The sequence below is a fragment of the Phenylobacterium sp. genome (assembly GCF_031984885.1).
GTDB lineage: Bacteria > Pseudomonadota > Alphaproteobacteria > Caulobacterales > Caulobacteraceae > Phenylobacterium.
This window is the reverse complement of the sequence record NZ_DAMABV010000003.1, coordinates 305,665-325,032: the sequence shown is the minus strand read 5'-3', so window position 1 is coordinate 325,032 and position 19,368 is coordinate 305,665. Positions and strand designations below refer to the sequence as shown.

Sequence of the window (19,368 nt, the reverse complement as noted above, 5' to 3'; positions counted from 1 at the left end):
TGGACCGGAAGGGCTCTAGCGGCGGCGGGCGTCGTCCTTGGCCCCTGCGGCCTCTTCCTTCGCCCGGCGGGCTTCGGCGCGGTCGGCCCGGCGCTCGGCCACGATCGACCAGATGATCAGGCCGACGATGCACGCCGCCAGGAACGGCAGGGAAAACCGGCCGAGTTGTTCCATGGAAGATCCCCTCAGGTCAGCGACGACAGCTAGTCGATAACAGGGTTGTGCGCCCTGACAAGCGGCCGCCTACAGGCGCAGGTCCGCCGCCCCTTGCGGGAACATCGCCTTCACGTCGTAGAGGACCGCCCCGGGCTTGCCGAGGGCGCGGATCGCCTCCACGCCCATCTCCTTGAACTGGGTGTGCGCCACGGCCACGACGATGGCGTCGTAGGCGCCCTGCGCCAGGCCCGCCACCGGGGCCACGCCGTATTCGCGCTCGGCCTCCTCGGCGTCGGCCCAGGGCTCGTGCACGTCGACCTCGATCTCGTACTCGCCCAGCTCGCGGACGATGTCGATGACCCGGGTGTTGCGCAGGTCCGGGCAGTTTTCCTTGAAGGTCAGGCCCATGACCAGGACGCGCGCGCCGCGCACCTGGATCTCGCGCCGGATCATGGTCTTGACCAGCTCCTGGGCGATGTAGCCGCCCATGCCGTCGTTGATCCGGCGGCCGGCCAGGATCACCTGCGGGTGATAGCCCGCGTCCTCGGCCTTGGAGGTCAGATAGTACGGATCGACGCCGATGCAGTGGCCCCCGACCAGGCCCGGCGTGAACTTCAGGAAATTCCACTTGGTGCCCGCCGCGGCCAGCACCTCCTGGGTGTCGATGCCCAGCCGGTTGAAGATCAGGGCGAACTCGTTGATCAGCGCGATGTTCAGGTCGCGCTGGGTGTTCTCGATCACCTTGGCCGCCTCGGCGACGCGGATGGAGCTGGCCAGGTGGGTGCCCGCCGGCACCACCGCGGCGTAGAGCGCATCGACGAACTGCGCGGCCTGGGGCGTCGATCCGGCGGTCACCTTGATGATCGTCGACAGGCGATGCTGGCGATCGCCGGGATTGGCCCGCTCGGGGCTGTAGCCGGCGAAGAAGTCCTGGTTGAAGCTCAGGCCCGAGACCGCCTCGATCACCGGGATGCAGTCCTCCTCGGTGGCGCCGGGATAGACGGTCGATTCGAAGATCACCACCCCGCCCTTGCCGATCACCCGGCCCACCGTCCGGCTGGCCGCCAGCAGGGCGGTCAGGTCGGGGCGCTTGTAGCGGTCGATCGGGGTCGGCACCGTCACGATGAAGACGTTGCAGGCCTTCAGCTCGGCTTCATCGGCCGCAAAGGCCAGCCCGCCGGCCGCGGCGAGCTCCTCCTCGGAGGTCTCCAGGGTCCGGTCGTGCCCCGCCTTCAGCTCGCCGATCCGCTCGGCGTCGATGTCGAACCCGACCACCGGGTACTTTTCCGCCAGCGCCACGGCCAGCGGCAGGCCGACATAGCCCAGGCCGATCACGCCGATCCTGGCCGGCGTGCGCGTGAAGGGGTTCTGGAGCATCAGGCGGTCTCCTAGCGTCCGGTCGCCCGGAACAGCTCCGTGCAGGCGCAGAGGATATGGTAGAAGGACGTGGCCGGGGCCGGCTCGTCGATGAAGGTTCCGTCGGCCCGCAGCTTGTCGCGCCAGGCGCCGGGCGCCGGCGTCCGCAGATAGCGCCGCAGCACCTCGGCGGCCTCGACCTGGCGGGCTTCGTCGCCGAACAGCAGCTCGGCCTTCAGGTGCTCGGTCTGCGGCCACAGCCGCGCGGTCGCCTCGCGGATCGAGAAGTCGTCCCAGAGTTCGTTCATCACCACCTGGCGGGCGGCGTCGATCCCGCGTCGCCCGGCGTCGTAGAGGCCCCGCGCGGCGGCCAGGGCGTCCTCGCGCCCGCGCAGCTTGCCCCACTTCTCCAGCAGCCAGGCCCATTCGAACTGATGTCCGGGCTCGACCAGCCGGCCGTCGTCGCCGTCCACCAGCCGCCAGTCGGCGTCGAAGAACTCACGCAGGAAGCCGCCGCGGGGGTCGATGAAGACGCGCAGCGCCATCTCGACGATCTCGTCGGCCATGGCGTCCCAGACGCCGCCGTCGTTCTCGGCCCAGGCCAGCGCGCCCTCCAGCAGGTGCATGTGGGCGTTGGCCTGGTACGGATAGGCGATGTTCTCGACGAAGCCGCCGGCGGGGTTGCGCATCGCGTCCAGCCCGTTCAGCACGCCCAGCGCCACCGCCCGCAGGTCGTGACGATCAGGATCGACCCGATGCAGGGTGGCCGTACCCAGCAGGGCGAAGGCCTGGTCGTACAGCATCGCCGTGTCGTCCAGCGGCGCGCCGTCCAATCCCACCAGGGTGCGGAACAGGCCGTCGGGCCGCAGATAGCGGTCCAGCAGGAAATCCATGCCGTGCCAGGCGGCCTCGCGCCAGGGGCCGTCCCAGCCCATCGCGCCGGCGGTGGCGAACACATAGGTCTGCCGGCCCTGCACCCGCGCCCGACGCGGCCCCGGACGGGGCTCGCCGGCGATGCTCAGCGCTTCGTGATAGCCGCCGCGCTCGCGATCGGCGCCGCGTTCCCACCAGAGCGGCAGCGCCGCCTCGCGCACCCAGCCATCGTACCAGGCGCCGGCTGCCGCCAGGCTCCCGAATGCTGCTGCGTCCTGAGCTTTCTCGTCCCGTCGCGCCGGCGAATCGACTTTCAACACTTCCAACCTTGTCCTAGCAGCGCCCTCGATAGCGCGTCGTGGCCACGCGTCATATCGCGATTGTGGCGGGCCCAGTTACGGACAGCTTGCGGCGAAATTGCGTGGCCCTCGGGCGACATCGCCAGAGCCCCGGCCGAACATGGGAAACCTTTGTTCAGCGGCGGGATGCTAAACCGATCCTCGCTGCGGCGCTCCGGCCGCCCCGCGTGAAGGCGCTGACATGTTCGGACTGGTCAACTCCGCCATCCTCAAGCTCAGGCTCTACCTGATGAAGCGGCGTCAGTTCGACAACCTGGCGCTCCGCAAGCTCTTTCGCGAGCGGTACGACATCGACATCGGCATGTACTCCTACGGCTGCTTCGACCAGTGGCGGATGCCCGGCCCGATCCGCATCGGCCGCTACTGCTCGTTCGCGAGCACGGTGCGCTCGGCCCCGATCAACCATCCGCTGGAAGCGCTCACGACCCACCCCGTGCTCTATGAGCGCAAGTTCGGGGTGGTCGACAAGGACATCACCTGGGACCAGCCGCTGATCGTCGAGGACGACGTCTGGGTGGCCCACAACGTGGTCATCCTGCCCAGTTGCAAGTTCATCGGGCGCGGGGCGGTGATCGGGGCCGGCGCGGTGGTGACGAAGGACGTCGAACGCTACGCCGTCATGGTCGGCAACCCGGCCCGCAAGATCCGGGACCGCTTTCCCGCCGATCTCGCCGCCGCGATCGAGGCCAGCCGCTGGTGGGAGCTGGACACGCCCGAACTCAGGCGCCTGCTCGAAACCCACGGCGACATGGTGTCCAGCCCCACCGTCGCCGCGCTTGAGGCCTGGAGACACGGCTAGCGACGGGCGGGCCGAAGGGTCCGCAACAGATCCCGCACTTCGACGATCGTCGCCCGTTCGCGCAGAAGCACCCATCCGATCACCGCCGCCAGGAGCGTCGTGAACAGGGTCATCGACGCATAGTGGCCGGTCTCGGCGCCCCATGCCGCCCCGAAGACGATCGCAAGGACTGCAGCGAACACCGCGACGCGATCGAAGCCGTCCCAGGCGGAGAATCCGACCTGCCGGTTCAACAGGGTCAGGGCCACGATCAGCGCCGTGAACTCCCCGAAGATGAAGCCGGCCAGGATGCCCGTCAGGCCGCCGAAGCAGATGAACCCGACGATCGCCGCCGGCAGCGCGACCAGGCGTGCGATGTTGTTGATCATCACGATGCGGCTCAGGCCCATGCCGAGCGCGACGTTCGTCGGCCAAAGACGGATGAACCGCGCGGCCTGCAGGATGCCGATCAGGGCGACCACGGTCACCGCCTGATGGAACGCCGGGCCGTAGAGCATGACCACGGCGATCGGCGCCACCAGGGCGAAGCCGGCGGCGATGCCCAGCGACAGCAGCAGCGCGCGCCCCGCCAGCCGGTCAGCCGCCAGCTTCAGGTTCGTAAGGTTGCCCCTGGCCGCCGAAATCAACGGCAGGTTCGTCGCCCCCAGGACGCGCGTCACCATCGACGCCGGCGAGCTCACCAGCAGGAGCACTGCGGTGTAGTAGCCCAGGTCCTTCACCCCCAGTTGGTGCCCGATCAGCACCCGGTCGCCCTGCGAGCCGATGAACAGCAGCAGGCCGTTGACGACCAGGGGACCGGCGAACAGCGCCAGCCGCCCGGCGTATTCGCGGGAATAGCCGATCGCATAGGGGCGTTTGGCCGTGAGATGGGACACGATCACCTGGACCAGGGGCCGGGCGATGAGGCCGTACAGGATGGCGGTGAAGTCGCGTGTGCAATAGGCCGCCACGATGATCACCACGGTGCTGACCACCTCGGCGACGGCCAGGCCAAGCGCCTCGGCCCGGAAGTCGTGCCTGCGCTGCGCGCGGCGGAAATCGAGATGCAGCCAGCCGCCGATCAGCGGCGCCGCAGCGAGGATCATGAGGCCCGGAGCCAGCGCCGGCTGGCCATACAGATGGGCCATCGGATAGGCGGCGATCATCAGGCCAAGGGCGATGAAGACGCCGCGCCCGACGAACACCAGTTGCACCAGCTTCTGGACGGCCGGGACGTCTCCGTCGGGGTCCTGAATCAGGAAACGATCGCTGCCGCTGTCGCTCACCGATTCGAAGAACGCCGCCGTCAGCAGCAGCAGGGCGGCCAGGCCGAGCTGTTCGGGCCCAAGCAGCCGCGCCATGATCGTGTAGCGCGCGAGGGAGCAGGCCTGCGCAACTACAGACGCGGCGACATATGCTCTCGTACCCTGACGAATGACAGCGCCCTCAATCTTCGATCGCCTCGCCGCGGCCGCGGCTGGCGCATCCACCTACACCGTTTCCGCCAACACCGATCAGCGGTTCGGCTCAAAACTCACTCAGGCCACAGCCGATGCGAATATCCGGCGCAACTCCGCCCGGTACACGCCGAGCAGATCGTCCACCTCCCGCATTCCATTGGCGATGTCGGCCGCCAGTTCCTGCCGTCGATCGAGGCAGTCCTCGAGATAACGGAGCGCGCCCTCAAGATCGACGCCCGAGGTTGGAATCATCCACTTGTACGCCAGCAGGCCGAACAATCCGCTGAACTTTCGACTGTAGGCGACTGGCACGACAGGAGTTCCCGACGAGAACGCGCCGATACAGGCATGCATTCGCCCGGCGACCAGGAAGTCGAGGCTGGAGATGTACGATTTCGCGTCGGACGGCTGCGTGAAGTTCGGGACCCGAACCACGCTCGGGAACTCCGCCGCGAGCCGGTCGGCCACGCGGCCGTCATCGTCCCAGACATAGGCGTCCGCCGTCGCGTGGGGAACCAGATGCACCTCCACGCCCGGCCGCGCGACCGCGTAGGCGATGAACCGCCGCATGAGCTGGGCGTAGTCGAGGCTGAGCCCGAAGCGGTTGCGGCCGCTCTCCGCCTCGTTGAACAGCAGCCCCGAGACATTCACCCCCAGCCGCAGGCGATCGCCGCCGCGCTCGGCGCTGCGATCGACATAGGGCAGCGCGAACGCCACATCGACGGACAGGCGGCCGTTGGCGTCGGGCGCCAGGTCGCGCAGCGCTTCCAGCGACGCCCGGTCCCGCGCCAGCACGCTGTCGGCGCGCTTCAGGGGGATGGCCGCCAGTTGGCGGTAGGGGAACTTGGTGAAGGGGCCGATGGTCTGCGGCGACAGGACGAGCGGCGTGCGCCCGATCAGGGCGTGGATCTTGGTCAGCCACAGGAACAGGAAGCGCCGGAAGCCATAGATGTCGGCGAAGCTGTCGCCGGCTCCGATGTCCAGGATGCAGTCCTGCTCGCGAATGACCCGGAGCGCTCCGCGAGGATCGAGCAGCGTTCGGGAGTTCATCACGAAGAGATCGGCTTCCCCAGGCGACACGTAGACAGCGCCGTCGTCGCGCATGCCGATGATCGTAAAGCGGGGATCGAGATCGAGTTCCAAGGCCACCTGGCGAACGATCGCCATGTTGGCCACCGTCAAGGCCCCGACGCCCAGATTCCCGGAGTTCGGCGAATGCCATAGCAGGCCGATTTTGATCGCCTTAGCCGCCATACCTAAGTCTCTTCCTATACGCTCTGGAAGCGCCGGGCCGGACGCGGCGCGGCTTCCGGCTCGCTCGTCACCCGCCGGCCCGGCCGATAGCCTTCGCCAGCTCCGTCCCCACGAGGGCGCTACGACGCCCGGCCGGGATGGCGGCCAACAGCGCCGGCACGAATTTGTCGATCAGGGCGAAGGCGCCTTCGGGCGCCTCGCCAAGCGCCGAGAACCGCACCAGCACGCCGTCGGGAACATAGCCTTCCATCGCGGTCTTGAGACGAATGGATCGCTGGTCGCCGGCGCTCTTGGGCAGGTACTCGCCCATGCGGGTCCAATAGGTCACGTACTCGACCCGATCGGCGCCCTTGGCGACCAGCCGGCGGACCGGCAGGTCGGCGCCGCCCGGCAGCTTCATGTCGCCGGCGCTGACCGACTGCAGTTCGAAACCCAGGGCCGGATAGCAGGACTCCGGCCGGTGCAGTTGCAGCATGTCGCTCTGCGTGTCGCCATAGGCGATCAGCATCATCACCTGGTCGCCGCTGTCGAGGTCGCGATAGATGCGCCCGACCATCTCGCTGTAGAGCGTGGCGGCCAGGCCCTCCGACTTCGGCTGCACCAGGCTGTCGCTGTCCTCCGACGACCAGCCCGCGAACCGGACCGGGACGATGTTCTCGATCTTGTCGCCCGACTTCACCAGGCTCAGCCGGCGCCGCGGCTTGAGGCCGTAGGCGACCCCGGCCGCCCCGGCGGCGGCGCCCAGGAACAGAAGTTGCCGACGCCCGATCATGCCGCCGCGGCCTTCAGCGTCAGCAGCCGCGACATCAGGTTGTCGACCGCGAAGACCAGCAGCAGCGCCGTGACGAACAGGAAGATGCCGGCCGCCATATGCAGGAAGCCCTGCGCCACGGCGTCGCCGAAGAAGTAGGTCAGCAGCACGAGCGTGACGATCCGGATGATGTTGGCCACGATCGCGATCGGGATCACCAACGCGACCAGGAACAGCGAGTAGCGCCACGAGGCGTTGCGCAGCAGGTAGATGTAGAAAAGACTGATCGCCACCAGGCCGGTGATCGAGTTCATGCCCGAGCAAGCGTCCTCCACCAGTAGCTGGTAGTGGCCGATCATCAGGGTCACGCCCTCCCGGAACACCGGGATGCCGACGGCCTGGAGGCCCTCGGTCGCGGCGAAGGAGACGAACAGCTTCAGCGGCGCGGTGAAGCTGTCCATGAGCCAGCCGGGCAGCGGCGCCAGGAAACCCAGATAGAGCAGCGGGAACCAGTTCGTGAGCAGGACCTTCAGGCCGAAGGCGGCGTAGAGCAGCGATAGCCCGACGCCGTAGAGGCCCATGACCTCGAGGCTGATGAAGTCGTAGGCCCGGCCGAAGACGTAGAGCGCCAGGGACGCGGCCATGGCCGGGACGGTCAGCCAGTCGCTGCCCGGCGAGGCGGCGGCCAGCATCTCGCCGCGCTTGCGCCACAACAGCCACAGGCCGGTCGCCAGGACGATCGGACCATGGGCGCCGGCCTCCTTGGACCAGACCTGCTCACCGAGGGTCGCGAGGGTCGGAACCGACAGCAGCGCCATCCCCAGGGCGACCGCCCACATATTCGGGACCGCGAGCCGGGAGCGCGGCGCAATATCGGATGCGGCAGTCGCCAACGATCAGCCTTCGTTCATCACGGTTCCGACGATACGGGCGCGGTCTTCGTTCAGTTGGGCCGCCAGGGCCTGCATGTCGCTGATAAAGCTCTGATTTCGCCGCACGACGATGAGGCTGTAGCCGACGACGGTGCTGATGCGGCGCGCGTCGGCGCAACTGTTGGCGGCCGGCGTGTCGATGATCGTCATGTCGAAGTCGCGCAGTTGCTGGTCGACCAGATCCTTGAAGCGATCGCTGGCCAGCAGTTCCTGGGCGTCCGGGGCGGTCCCGCCCGAGAACATCACCGACAGGTTGGGCAGGACGAAGGACTGGATGACGCCGTCCTCGGCCTCTTCGGCGTTCAACGCCTGGCGCAGGCCGATCACCGGCTGGGCGGGCCGGATGAGGTCCTGCACGCTCGGCTTGCGCAGATCGCCGTCGATCAGCAGCGTGTTCACGCCGGTCTGAGACAGCGCCACGGCCAGGTTCACGGCCGTGAAGGTGCAGCCCACGCCGATGCTGGGCCCGCAGATGGCCAGCCCGCGACGTCCGTCGTCCAGGTGCTGGGCCATGATGTGGGTGCGCAGGGTGCGAATGGCTTCCGCCTGCTCGGCATGGGGCGCCGAAAGCGTGACGACCGCGGGAGAGAAGGAATACGCCCGCTCCCCGCCCCCGCGCATCCCTACCTCGGCGATCGAGGCGCCCCCGATCGGGGTGGCTTCATTTGTCCGGGGCACTTGCGTTTCCTTGGTCATGCGTTCGCGAATTTACGCCGGCCCGGCCCCTGGGCGGTGCGGGCGGGAAGTTGGAGCCCCAGGAACCCGCGCGACTTGCGCGGCCCGGCGATGACCGCGAGCAGCGGCGCATCGATGACAGCCGTCACGTCCTCGGCGCCGCGGACGCGGCGGCCGAACATCTCGATCAGCAGCGACACCAGGACGCCGAAGCCCAGGCCGAAGCCGAGCGCGCCGAACATGATCAGCGGCACGTTGGGGAAGCTGGGCGCCTGCGGGGTCACCGCGCTGCCCAGCGGAACCAGGTTGGTCTCGCCGATCTCGGCTTCCTGACGCAGCTCGGCCGTGCGGGCGGCGGCCTTCTCGAACTGCGCCCGGCGCAGATTGACCTCGGCTTGCAGTTGGCGCAGGCGCTCGACCTGGTCGCGCTGGCCGATGACCTTGCTCTTCTGACGCTCGAGCGCGCCAGCGCTCACCGCGGAGGCTCCCGCCATCGCGCCCGCCGCGCTGCGCTCCTGGGCGACCTGGCTGGCCATGACCTCGCGCTGCTGGCGCATGGCGATCAGGTCGGGGTGGTTGGGGCCGAGCGTGCGCGAGGCCTGGGCGATGGTCGCATCGATCTGGGCCAGTTGCATGGCCGAGGCCGAGGGGCCGGTGATCACCGGCATGGCCGGCGCGGCGGACGCCTGGGCCAGCGCGCTCAGCTTGGCGCTCTCGAGGTCGGTCGCATCGTCCTGCAGGACGATGCCGGTCTGCTTCTCATAGGCGGTCTTGGCCGCCTCGGCGGCGACCAGCACGGTCTTGGCCTTCTCGGTCTGCTCGCCGTACCACTCGGCGGTCCGCCGAGCGGACTCCCGGCGGAACGCCAGGCTGGTGTCGATATAGGCCTTGCGCAGGGCGTCGGCGACGGTGCGCGCGCCCTCCGGCGAATTCGAGGTGTAGCTGATCTCCAGGATGTTGCTGCCCTCGATCAGCGAGACGCCGGTGCCGTCGATGACGAGCTGGGCGGCCCAACGCCGGAAGTCGCGGTCATCGCCCGGCCCGCGCATGTCGTATTGGGTGATCAGGTTGGGATCCTTCAGCCAGCCGAGGTCTTCGACCACCTGACCGGCGACCCGGTAATCCCTGATCAGCTCGATCTGGGTCTTGGTGTAGGCCCGCGCGAAGTTGGGGGCGGTGATCTGGCCGGTCACGGGATCGGGCTTCACGAGGTCCATCATGACCCGCGAATAGGCCGCGTAGCGCGGCGGCACGATCATGATGACGATGAAGGCGCCAAGAACGCAGCTAAGCGTCGCGGCGATGGTCACCCACCGCCGGGCCCAGAGGATCCTGAGAAACTGGATAATGCTCATTGTCTGCCTCCGGCCCCCACTTCGCCTAGAACAAGCGCTCGCCGATGACGATCACGTCGCCCGGCTCGACCTTGTCGTCGAGGGTGACCTTCAATTTGGCGCCTGATCGCGTGACCTGCACACGACGGTCCGAGCCCGCCGGGCCGAGGCCGCCGGCCTTGGCGATCGCCAGGCGATAGGTCAGGCCGGTGGCGACCGGATACGAGCCGGGCGCGTTGACCTGGCCGCTGATGTAGAAGAGCTCCGCCTGCGGGGCGAAAATCTTGTCGCCGGGCCCCACGACCGGGTCCTGGGAGAGGTCGCCGGTCGCCAGGTCCTTGATCAGGAGCCGCTTCTCGGCGCCGCCGTCGGCCGGCCGCAGGACCACATAGTCGGCCCCGCCGCCGCTGACCCCGCCGACGCGGGCCAGGATCTCCGACAGCCGGTAGGTGCGGTTCACCGTCACCAGGCCGGGCGAGGCGACCGCGCCCAGCACCGTGACGTAACGGCTCGAATAGGAGACGACCTCGACGTTGACGATCGGGTCGGCGAAGTAGCCGCCGGCCTGCAGCGCGCCGCGCACCTGGTCGCTCAGGGCCCGCGCCGTGCGCTCGCCCGCGGGGATGCGGCCGATCAGCGGCAACTGGATGGTCCCGTCGGCGCCGATCCGGGCCCTGGTCTTGAAGTCCGCCCTGCCCAGAACCTCCACGTCCACGACGTCGTCCGGACCAAGGATGTAGTCCGGCGACGGGGCCGGCTGCGCATCCGGCGCCGCCACCGCCGGCGGTGCGACAGACGGCGCGATCGGCTGCGCCAGCGCACCCATGGGCACGGCGAGCGCGGCGCTGATCGTGACAAGCAGTTTGGGCAGGCTATTACGCATGGTCAGGCCTCAGTCCGATCAAAACGCGACACCCGTCGACAGCGCGACGACTGTCCGCGTGTAAGTATATTGCGGAACGTTGGCGTCCCGATCCTCGTAACGCGCCGTCAGGGCCCATTTGATCCGTTCACTTTGGGCGAACGAAATGGCCCCAAATACGGCGTAGCTGTCCGAATCCGCCAGAACCGGCGCGATGATGGCGAAGGCCCCCTCGGTTTCGGTGCTGGCGAACTCAGTGCCGAGCGACACTGCAATTCGCGAGCCAAGATCATAGGCCCCCGTCAGGCGCCAGGTCGTGTCGATGCTGTACAGCCCGCCCAGGCTGCTGGCCGGGGAAACCTGACGGCCGACGCCGAACTCGGCGCGGAGCCGCTCGCTCGGGCGGTAGGTCAGGTCGAGGCGGTAGGTCGAGCCCTCGAAATCGCTGTCGGGCAGCAGGCTGTCGGTTTCGACCGTGGTATAGGCGTAGGACACGACGCCTTGCAGGCGGCTGCTGATCCGGCGCTCGAACGAGACGCCGATCGACGTCGTCTCGTACCCGCTCGCCTGCGTCGGCAGGATGCGATTGGGATAGTCGGTGTCGGAATAGCCCGTGAAGACGGTGATCGTTCCCAAAGCGGGACGCGCATAGGTGACGCCGATGGTCGCGTCGAACGTCTCGGAGTCGTTTCCGGACACGATGGCGTTGCTGTTCTCGGACCAGGTCTTGTTGACCGTGCCCATGACGCCCAGGCCCGACGCCCGCGAGCAGGCCAGCGTTCCGCCGATCGACCGGCTCTCGATCGCGTTTTCGGAGTCGACCAGCGTGACCGTCTGGAGGTTGGCCTGGCCGTAGTGGGCCTGCCCGCCGATCTGGCCCTGGCAGGGCCCGAAGTTGAGGTTCAGCCCGCCGACCAGATCAAGGTTCTCGGTGTCGAGCTGGGTGTTCTTGTCGTGGAAGTCGTAGCCCACGCTGCCCTGCAGATAGATCGATTGCCGGCTGATCGGCAGCAGCACGTCGGCGGTCACCGCCGGGCTGAAGATCGTGTCCTCGCGGACGATGCCGCGGAGCGCGGCGGTGGCGGCGTCGGAACGCGAGACGTTGGTGTCATGCAGGACCGTCGCCTGAACCCCAAACGTCACGCTCCGCACGTCCTGCGCGAGCGCCGGCGTCGACATCGCCGCAACGCCCAGCAGAGTACTGTAGACGACTTTCCGATAGTGCATGCGCATCCCCCCCAATTCGTAACGCCTTCTGACAGGTCAAAGCCTTCAGAGAGATAGCGCCCGCGATTTGCGCGTGCACTAACAAAGTAGGCTGGTCTTTGTGAACAATCTGCTCATGAGCAGTTCGGTTAATCAGCGCTTCCCAAGAAGTACCCGCCGAACAGTGCCTACGAGATTGCGCGCGGCCTCAGTCGGCGGCGCGCGCCGGGCGGCCTCGGAGACTTCGGTCCCCCGCATGTCGGGCTTGGGTTGCAGCGTCGCGGTCAGGGCGCCGAGCCGGGCGTGGACCAGCCGCTTGCGGCGCGCCTGCGAGGGTTGCATCAGGTCGATCTCGCCGACATCCAGCGTTTCGACGCTCAGGGCGCAACCGTCGACGGCGCTCTGGAACGCGCGCGCGCCGGCTTCCGAGCGGACCACGATCAGGCTGCGCCCGTCCTGCTCGTCGAAGCTGGGATAGCCGCTCTCCCCGCCGTACCAGGCGTCGGCGCAGGCGATGTCGGCGACGCCGCCGACCGCGTCCGGGCAGATCTTGCAGCGGAACTGGACTTCCTTGGACAGATGCGCGCCCCAACTGTCGGCGTAGGACATCGTCGCCACGCGGCCGTCATGGGTGGTCGCCGCCGCCGTGCCCGGCCATCCCTGCCCGCGGTATCGGAAAGCGGCCACCTCGTCGAACCGCACGTCCATGGTGTCGAGCATTCGATGCACGCCGTCGTGGCTCGGCATGCCGCCGCAGAAGAACGACAGCATCAGCGGCACGTGCCGGTCGACCCTGGGGTCGCCCAGCGCCAACCTGCGCAGGGCCGAGACATCGCAGGGCTTGCCCACGAAGGCCATCCGGCCGCCTGCCGCCAGCGCCTCGTCGATCTGGCTCAGCGGCGAGGAGGCGGTATAGCGCGATCCGGCCCCGGCGATGACCTCCTCAGGCGTCGTCGAACAGACGGTGACGTTGGCGGTCGGCTTCTCGGGGTCGGCCTTGATGTGCAGCACGCGGTCGACGAGGCCGGTGGCCAGGGCGTGGATGAGAATGGCCGACAGGGCGCCGCCCGACGAGCCTTCGAACCTGACCGCCGCGTCGGTCGCATAGCCGGTCCAGACGCCGCGCCACGGCCCCCAATAGGGATGAAGGTTCTCGGCCCGGCCCCAGGGCGCGACGACCGCGCCGGGACATGACTGGGCGATCGTCGCCTCGGCCGCGTCGGAGATGGGCGCCGACTGGATGGGACGGCTGTAGCCCGGCGGGGTCATGCGCATGCCGATGGCGCCGTCGGACACCGCCGCGCAGAGCCCGCAACCGGTGCAGAGCTGCCCGCGAAGGACGCGCTCGACGGTTGGTGATGCCGGCAAGGCCATACTCAGTTCCCTAGTCCCACGCGCAAGCCGCGCGAAGTCGCTACAACAAAAAAAGATTTAGCGGCGGTTTAGCGGCGACGGGCTCACGAATTGTAAGCCACGTAGTAACCCGTCTTTAGACGTCTTACTGGTACGAGAGACTTCATGCGTGGATATTGATGGCGAGACGGTGGCGGTTTCAGACGTCGTAGTTGCGGGATCGGCTCCCATACCGGGCGCCAAGGACGGCGCGCGGCGTCTGCGTCTCTGCCTGGCGGCGTCCGGCGGCGGCCACGTCCGCCAACTGCTCGATCTGGAGAAGGTCTGGTCGAAGCACGACTATTTCTTCGTCACCGAGGACACGGCGCTGGGCGCCGATCTCGCACAAAAGCACCGGACCTATTTCGTGCCGCACGTGGCCATCGGCCAGGCGCGGCTGGGCAAGCCCTTCCGGATGATCCGGGCCGCCGCCCGCAATTTCCTCCGGTCCGCGGCGATCATCGCCCGCGAGCGCCCGGACATCGTCATCTCGACCGGCGCGGGCGCGGTGTTCTTCGCCGTGGCCTGGGCCCGCCTGCGCGGCGCCAGGACGGTGGTGATCGACTCGTTCGCCAGGTTCGACCGCCCCTCCCTCTTCGCCCGCATCGCCGCGCCGATCGCGCACGACCTGATCGTGCAGTCGGCGGCGCTGGCGTCGTATTTCCCGAAGGCGAAGGTGTTCGATCCCTTCCGCCTGCTGGATACGCCCGCCCCGCTGAAGAAGCCGCTGCTGTTTGCGACGGTCGGCGCCACCCTCCCCTTCGAACGGCTGGTCTCGTCGGTGGCCGAACTCAAGGCGCGCGGCGGCCTGCCCGAGGAGGTGATCATCCAGACCGGGGTCGGGGCCCCGCAACCGCAGGGCGTCGAATCCTTCGAGACCCTGTCGTTCGATAGGATCCAGGAACTGCTGACCGACGCCGACATCGTGGTGTGCCATGGCGGCACGGGTTCGCTGATCACCGCCCTGCGCAAGGGCTGCCGCGTCATCGCCTTCCCGCGCCTGATGGAGAAGGGCGAGCACTACGACAATCACCAGGCCGAGATCACTCGCGCCTTCGCCACGCGCGGCCTGATCGCCGTCGCCAACAGCGCCGACGAGCTGGCCGTGGCCCTGGAGCTGGTCCGGTCCCGGCCTCCGGTCCTGGCGACCACCGACGCCAGCGAACTGATGAGCTACCTCGAGGACATGCTCGATGACGAGCGTCGCCAGCGGCGGCTCAAAACGCAAAGAGCGTGACAGCCCGCCAAGGCCGCCACGCTCTTTTCGTATTCCACGGTTCTCCCCGGGCCTGATCGGCCCAGGGACTGTTGCAGGCGCTTAGAGCGCGAACTCCGAACCGTCCAGGGTGTGGACGCCCATCAGCTTGATGTGCAGGTCGGCCACCTTGTCGCCGTTCATGTCGCCATAGACGTGCGTTTCGCCCTTGGAGACCTCGTAGCGAAGTTCACCCGCATTGCCGCTGAACGCCTTGGTCCCGATGAAGGCGAACTTGTCGTTGGCCGCCGTCTTGGTGTTGGCGTCCAGTTCGCTCAGCAGGATCTTGTCGCCCTGAGCCTTGGAGAAGTCCGTGATCGTGTCGGTCGACCCGAGGTCGGCCGGACGGAACACGAAGCTGTCGGCGCCAGCGCCGCCGGTCAGGGTGTCGGCGCCCGGGCCGCCTTCGAGGCGGTCGTTGCCGGCGCCGCCCACCAGCACGTCGTTGCCTTCGCCGCCGAGCAGGCTGTCATTGCCGTTGCCGCCGTCGAGACTGTCGGCCCCGGCGTCGCCCAGCAGCCGGTCGTTGCCGTCGCCGCCCGAGAGGGTGTCGTTGCCTTCACGGCCCCGCAGGATGTCATCGCCGCCCAGACCGGACAGGTTGTCGGCCTTGGTGGTGCCGGAGATGTCGTTGGCCAGGTCGTTGCCGACGCCGACCGTGGCGCCTTCCTGCAGCTTCAGGTTCTCGACGTTGTCGGTCAGCTTGTAGTTGACCGACGCATAGACGGTGTCGTTGCCGCCGTTCACGCCCTCGACGACCTTATCGTCGGCGTCCTTGATGATGTAGACGTCGTCGCCGGCGCCGCCGACCAGGGTGTTGGTTCCCGCGCCGCCCGTCAGGGTGTCATGACCAGCGCCGCCTTCGAGCTGCATGTTCTCCTTGCCGCTGACCGTCAGGCGGTCGTTGCCGGAGGTGCCCTTCAGGATGGTCGAGCCGCCCGGGTTCGGGGTCGGGTCGGGGGTCGGATCAGGCTTGCCCGGAGTGGGATCGGGGTTCGGCTTCGGATCCGGCGTCGGGTCGGGAGTCGGCTTGGGATCGGGAGTCGGTTTCGGATCGGGCGTCGGCTTCGGATCAGGGGTCGGGGTCGGGTCGGGCTTGCCCGGGTTGGGGGCCATGCCGCCCGGCAGCGGCACGGTCGACACGTCGCCCGCCGAGCTCTCATGGGCCTTGATCCACGCGTTGATCTTGGCGATCTCGGCCGAGGTCAGGGGCGAGACCGTGACGTTGCCGCTGTTGGCGGTGGTCGTCGTGCCCTGCAGGTTGAAGCTGGCGGCCTCGTTGTTGGTGATCTTGGCGTTGGTCGATTCGTTGATCCGGATCCACGAGGTCATGTCGCCGTAGGGAATGACCGTGTTGCCGTCGACCACCAGGCCGTTGACCTTGGCGACCATGATGCCGTTGTACATCCCGCCGACGACGACGTTGTCGGTCACGGTGACGCGATCATAGCCGATGCCCGCCTGGTCGGTGATGAAGATGCCCTGGATGATGCCGCCGTCGCCGCGCGCGATGACGTTGCCGCTCACCTCGATGTCGTGAGCCTTGGAGGTGGCCCCGCGGGTCAGGAACTGGATGGCGTCCGGGTGGTCGCCATTGGCCGGCGCGAAGTCATGGAACGTGTTGCCGAGGACCTTCACGTTGGACGTGCCGACGGCGATGACGCCGTCCGCACGCATGTCGTGCATGTTGTTGCCTTCGATGCGCACGCCGGTGCTGTTCATCATGCTGATGCCGTGAGCGAGTTCATGGAACTCGGACCCCGTCACCGTCACGTTCGAGCTCTCGCGGATGAGCATGCCCGACTGGTCGTCGCCCGGGTTGTTGTTGAGCGACCCGTGGAATTCGATGTTGTTGAACGCGATGTTCTTGGAGCTGTTGACCTGGGTGTTCCACACGGTCGACGGCTTGCTGAAATCCATGTGCAGGTTCTCGAAGGAGAGCCCCTGGCTGTTGGCCACGGTCAGCCCCGTCAAGGTCGCCGGATTGCCCGCGTCCTTCGAGGTGATCGTCACCGTGCCGTCGAACACGACACCCTTCAGCGAGATATTGCCGTAGTTGCCGGCCGAGAGAAGGATGGTGTCGCCAGACTTCGCAGTCGTCAGAGCGGCACGCAGCGCGTCAGCACTATTAACAGTAATATTAGTCACGTAGGGAGACCCTCACTATTGGTAGCCAAAGTCCGGCGCAGCTAAATGCACCAAGGCCACTGAATGTGAGAGACTATCTACATACTCGAATGGATCGCCTCCAGGTGACGGAACGTCGCAACAAACCTGAAACATGGCGAATTTAAACTTCTCAGAACCTGAATCTTGACTGTCGATTCGCGGCGAGGGCATGTCCTGAATCTGGCAGAATCCAGACATTTTTCGCGTAGTCTTCAGTTTTCCTTGCCGCCGGCCAAAACAAAACCCGCCGCTGCATGGCCTGCAGCGGCGGGTTGCACGGTCCGGGGAGACGTCGCCCCGGCTCAGAGCATGAAGTCGGCGGCCGTGAGCTTGCTGACACCCACCACGTTTATCTCGAAGTCGGCGATGCGATCGCCATTCATGTCGCCATAGACGTGCGCGTCGCCGTTGATGACCTGGAAGCGCAGTTCGCCCGCCTTGCCGCTGAAGGCGCTCGTTCCGATGAAGACGAATTTGTCGTTGGCGGCCGTATTGAGGTTGGCGTCGAGTTCGGCCAGCAGGATTCGGTCGCCCTGGGCGGACGAGAAGCCTTCGATCCGATCCACGCCGGACAGGTCGCCGGGACGATAGACGAAGCTGTCCGCGCCGGAGCCGCCGACCAGGGTGTCGGCGCCAGGGCCGCCCTCGAGCCGATTGGCGCCCGCGCCGCCGATCAGGATGTCGTTGCCCTCGCCGCCATAGAGGCTGTCGGCCCCGGCGCCGCCTTCCAGCCGATCGTTGCCGGCGTCGCCATACAACTGGTCGTCGCCGTCGCCGCCCAAGATCGTGTCGTTGCCCTCGCGGCCCTTTATGGTGTCGTTGCCGCCCATGCCCGAGAGGCTGTCGGCCTGCGTCGTGCCGGTGATGCCGTTGGCCAGGTCGTTGCCGACGCCGACCGTGGCGCCTTCCTGCATCTTCAGGTTCTCGACATTGTCGGCCAGCGTATGATTGACGTAGGCGTAGACGACGTCGACGCCGCCGTTGGCGCTCTCGACCACCTGGTCGTCGAAATCGCGGATGATGTAGCTGTCGTCACCGGCGCCGCCCACCAGCGTGTTGGCGCCCGCGCCGCCGGTCAGCACGTCGTTGCCCGCGCCCCCTTCGAGCCGCATGTTGGCCTTGCCGGTGACGGTCAGGCGGTCGTCGCCGGACGTGCCGGAGAGCACGACCACGCCAGTACTGGGAGCCGTCGGAGCGGGCGGGACCGTGGCGGGGGGCGGGGCCTTGGGGACCGTCGGGACGGTCGGCGCCGTCGGAACCGTCGGCGTGGTCGGGACGGTGGGAGTCGTCGGGACCGTCGGGGTCGTCACCGGCGGCGTCGGAATGGTCGGCGTCTCGATCGGCGACGCCGGGCCGCCCAGCATGTCCATCAGCTTGGCGACATCGCCGCCATTGGCGCTCAGCCAGGCGCCGAGGTCGGCGATCTGCTTGGCGCTCAGAGGCTGCAGGACGACGTCGCCCGACTGCGAGAGGTTGCTGTTGCCCTGCAGGACGTAGGTGATGGCCTGGTTGTTGCTCAGTTGGGCGTTGGTCGAGTCGTTGACGCGGATCCAGGACTTCTGGTCGGCATAGGAGGCGACGACGTTGCCGTCGATCACCACGTTGTTGGCCGAGGCGACCATGATGCCGTTGTACATGCCGCCGACCACGACGTTGTCGGTGACGGTCACGCGCTCGTAGCCCAGGCCGATCTGGTCGGTGATGAACACGCCCTGGATGATGCCGCCTTCGCCGCGGGTGATCAGGTTGCCGCTGACCAGGATGTCATGCGCCTTGCCGGTGGTGCCGCGGGTCAGGAACTGGATGGCGTCCGGGTGGTCGCCATTGGCCGGATAGAAGTCGGTGAAGACGTTGCCGACCACCTGGACGTTCGAGCTGCCGGCGCCCATCACCCCGTCCGAGCGCAGGTCGTGGAAGCTGTTGCCCTCGATGCGCACGTTGGTGCTGCCCATCATGCTGATGGCGTGCGAGAACTCGTAGAACTCCGAGCCGGTCACCTTGACGCCGGCGCTGTCGCGGATCAGCAGCGCGTTCTGGTCGTCGGCCGGGTTGCCGTTCAGCGAGCCGTGGACGTCGAGGTTGTTCAGCTCGATGTTCTTCGAGCCGATGATCTGGGTGTTCCAGACCGTCCAGGGCGAGCTGAAGTCCAGGTGCAGGTTCTGGAAGGTCAGGTTCTCGCTGTTCTGAACCGTCAGGCCGGTCAGGGTCGCCGGGTTGCCCGGATCCTTCGAGGCGATGGTCACCGTGCCATCGAACACGAAGCCCTTCAGCGAGACGTTCGAATAGTTTCCCGCCTCAAGGAGAATCGTATCGCCAGATTTGGCGCTGCTGAGCGCCGACATCAAAGATTTAGCGCTGTTAGCCGTGAGTATCACGATGTCTCTCCGCCACGATTACCGGCCCGACGCTTCGCATCGTCAAAGTCCGGATGCCCCGTTGTGGCATTATGACTATCGGCGACCCGCTTGAGGCGCGCTTAAGCGACTAGGTTAATTGCCGGATAACCTAACCATCTGGAAACCATGGCGTATAAACGCCCATGCGCAGAGCCGCGCC

The 19,368-nt window shown here is 67.4% G+C and carries 16 protein-coding genes; 2 read left to right on the top strand and 14 right to left on the bottom strand.

Features of this window, described 5'->3' with window-relative positions; all coding sequences use genetic code 11:
* Window positions 1–15: 15 nt before the first annotated feature.
* The 3 genes from RTL41_RS07265 to RTL41_RS07255 all read right to left on the bottom strand — a co-directional run bounded on the left by RTL41_RS07265 (window position 16) and on the right by RTL41_RS07255 (window position 2,702).
* Window positions 16–174 carry a hypothetical protein gene (locus RTL41_RS07265; RefSeq protein WP_312162829.1) on the bottom strand — a complete coding sequence of 53 codons (159 nt, stop codon included), beginning with the start codon at window positions 172–174 and terminating at the stop codon, window positions 16–18.
* A 69-nt stretch (window positions 175–243) separates the two neighbouring features.
* Window positions 244–1,533, bottom strand: a complete 1,290-nt coding sequence (gene tviB / locus RTL41_RS07260; protein ID WP_312162828.1) for a Vi polysaccharide biosynthesis UDP-N-acetylglucosamine C-6 dehydrogenase TviB — start codon at window positions 1,531–1,533, stop codon at window positions 244–246.
* Window positions 1,534–1,544: 11 nt separating this feature from the next.
* Window positions 1,545–2,702, bottom strand: a complete 1,158-nt coding sequence (locus RTL41_RS07255) for an AGE family epimerase/isomerase (protein ID WP_312162826.1) — start codon at window positions 2,700–2,702, stop codon at window positions 1,545–1,547.
* A gap of 223 nt (window positions 2,703–2,925) precedes the next feature.
* Between RTL41_RS07255 and RTL41_RS07250 the strand changes: the two genes are divergently transcribed.
* Entirely contained in the window at window positions 2,926–3,543 is a 618-nt protein-coding gene (locus tag RTL41_RS07250) for a CatB-related O-acetyltransferase (protein ID WP_312162824.1), read from the top strand.
* Here the strand turns inward: RTL41_RS07250 and RTL41_RS07245 are convergent.
* The 9 genes from RTL41_RS07245 to RTL41_RS07205 all read right to left on the bottom strand — a co-directional run bounded on the left by RTL41_RS07245 (window position 3,540) and on the right by RTL41_RS07205 (window position 13,370).
* Window positions 3,540–5,012, bottom strand: a complete 1,473-nt coding sequence (locus tag RTL41_RS07245) for an oligosaccharide flippase family protein (RefSeq protein WP_312162822.1) — start codon at window positions 5,010–5,012, stop codon at window positions 3,540–3,542. The two genes, RTL41_RS07250 and RTL41_RS07245, sit on opposite strands and share 4 nt — an antisense overlap.
* Window positions 5,013–5,060: 48 nt before the next feature.
* Window positions 5,061–6,236, bottom strand: coding sequence for a polysaccharide pyruvyl transferase family protein (locus RTL41_RS07240; protein WP_312162820.1), 1,176 nt, complete (start codon window positions 6,234–6,236; stop codon window positions 5,061–5,063).
* A gap of 67 nt (window positions 6,237–6,303) precedes the next feature.
* The gene (gene epsI, locus RTL41_RS07235) at window positions 6,304–7,008 is read right to left on the bottom strand and encodes an exosortase-associated protein EpsI, V-type (protein WP_312162817.1); all 705 of its coding nucleotides are present in this window, start codon (window positions 7,006–7,008) and stop codon (window positions 6,304–6,306) included.
* Window positions 7,005–7,826: an exosortase V gene (gene xrtV / locus RTL41_RS07230; protein ID WP_312162814.1), complete on the bottom strand. Its 822-nt coding sequence runs from the start codon at window positions 7,824–7,826 to the stop codon at window positions 7,005–7,007. Before xrtV ends, epsI begins: the two co-directional genes overlap by 4 nt.
* A 57-nt stretch (window positions 7,827–7,883) precedes the next feature.
* Entirely contained in the window at window positions 7,884–8,597 is a 714-nt protein-coding gene (locus RTL41_RS07225) for a CpsD/CapB family tyrosine-protein kinase (protein WP_312162812.1), read from the bottom strand.
* A gap of 14 nt (window positions 8,598–8,611) precedes the next feature.
* Window positions 8,612–9,949: a Wzz/FepE/Etk N-terminal domain-containing protein gene (locus RTL41_RS07220; protein WP_312162810.1), complete on the bottom strand. Its 1,338-nt coding sequence runs from the start codon at window positions 9,947–9,949 to the stop codon at window positions 8,612–8,614.
* Between the two features lie 25 nt (window positions 9,950–9,974).
* On the bottom strand, window positions 9,975–10,811 hold the full coding sequence (locus RTL41_RS07215; RefSeq protein ID WP_312162808.1) for a polysaccharide biosynthesis/export family protein: 837 nt from the start codon (window positions 10,809–10,811) through the stop codon (window positions 9,975–9,977).
* Between the two features lie 18 nt (window positions 10,812–10,829).
* Window positions 10,830–12,023, bottom strand: a complete 1,194-nt coding sequence (locus RTL41_RS07210; RefSeq protein WP_312162807.1) for a hypothetical protein — start codon at window positions 12,021–12,023, stop codon at window positions 10,830–10,832.
* A 126-nt stretch (window positions 12,024–12,149) separates the two neighbouring features.
* Window positions 12,150–13,370 carry a Coenzyme F420 hydrogenase/dehydrogenase, beta subunit C-terminal domain gene (locus RTL41_RS07205; protein ID WP_312162804.1) on the bottom strand — a complete coding sequence of 407 codons (1,221 nt, stop codon included), beginning with the start codon at window positions 13,368–13,370 and terminating at the stop codon, window positions 12,150–12,152.
* A gap of 148 nt (window positions 13,371–13,518) precedes the next feature.
* Here RTL41_RS07205 and welK point away from each other — a divergent pair, with 148 nt between their 5' ends.
* On the top strand, window positions 13,519–14,625 hold the full coding sequence (gene welK, locus RTL41_RS07200; RefSeq protein WP_312162802.1) for a beta-1,4-glucuronosyltransferase WelK: 1,107 nt from the start codon (window positions 13,519–13,521) through the stop codon (window positions 14,623–14,625).
* 81 nt (window positions 14,626–14,706) lie between these two features.
* Here welK and RTL41_RS07195 read toward each other — a convergent pair whose 3' ends face one another.
* Window positions 14,707–16,791, bottom strand: a complete 2,085-nt coding sequence (locus RTL41_RS07195; RefSeq protein ID WP_312162800.1) for a right-handed parallel beta-helix repeat-containing protein — start codon at window positions 16,789–16,791, stop codon at window positions 14,707–14,709.
* 323 nt (window positions 16,792–17,114) lie between these two features.
* Window positions 17,115–19,154 carry a right-handed parallel beta-helix repeat-containing protein gene (locus RTL41_RS07190; RefSeq protein WP_312162799.1) on the bottom strand — a complete coding sequence of 680 codons (2,040 nt, stop codon included), beginning with the start codon at window positions 19,152–19,154 and terminating at the stop codon, window positions 17,115–17,117.
* Window positions 19,155–19,368: the final 214 nt, after the last annotated feature.